At 52.5% G+C, this 503-nt stretch carries 1 protein-coding gene and 1 pseudogene; one reads left to right on the top strand and one right to left on the bottom strand.

Translation table 11 applies throughout. From position 1 onward, the window contains the following. Positions 1-132 precede the first annotated feature (132 nt). Positions 133-384, top strand: a pseudogene (locus SJH88_RS19365) (IS3 family transposase); the annotation flags it as partial. 30 nt (positions 385-414) lie between these two features. Here SJH88_RS19365 and SJH88_RS19360 read toward each other — a convergent pair. Beyond that, on the bottom strand, positions 415-503 hold an 89-nt coding region (locus tag SJH88_RS19360; RefSeq protein WP_331700506.1), incomplete at its 5' end, for an IS3 family transposase.

The following is a 503-nucleotide window of genomic DNA, read 5'->3' as shown; positions in this document are numbered from 1 at the left end:
GTCAGAAGTGGACCATGCCGATTCGGGATTGGAAGGCAGCGTTGACCCGATTTACCATTCAGTTCGGAGACCGCATCTCCGTCAACTGAAGTCCGCCCCGTTTACACAAAAGTTCGGACACGCCCCAGCGACATTGATCTGCATAGGCTGACCAACAAGGATAAGGTTGTACTGGTTGAAGCGCTGCGTGCACAGTATGAATTGCCAGAGCTGCTTTCCCTTGTAAGCCTTGCTAGAAGCTCGTATTTCTACCATCGCTCCCGGGTGAAACTGGCAGATAAATACGTGGATGTACGCCGCAACATCACAGAAATCTTCAAAGCTAACTACCGTTGCTATGGCTATCGCAGGGTACAGGCATCCCTAATCCAAGAGTGCAAAGGCTGGGCTGCTGCCGGTCTCGTTGACACCGACCTAAGCTTCTTGAGCTTGCTCGAACTGTACGGGACTGAGATATCCGAGCGTCGAATGCCGACGCGTCGGGTTGTAGAAGCACTCGATGT

Origin of the sequence: Comamonas sp. GCA5 (assembly GCF_036541385.1) — a bacterium.
GTDB classification, from domain to species: domain Bacteria; phylum Pseudomonadota; class Gammaproteobacteria; order Burkholderiales; family Burkholderiaceae_C; genus Comamonas; species Comamonas aquatica.
This window is presented reverse-complemented; position numbering and strand designations above follow the sequence as displayed.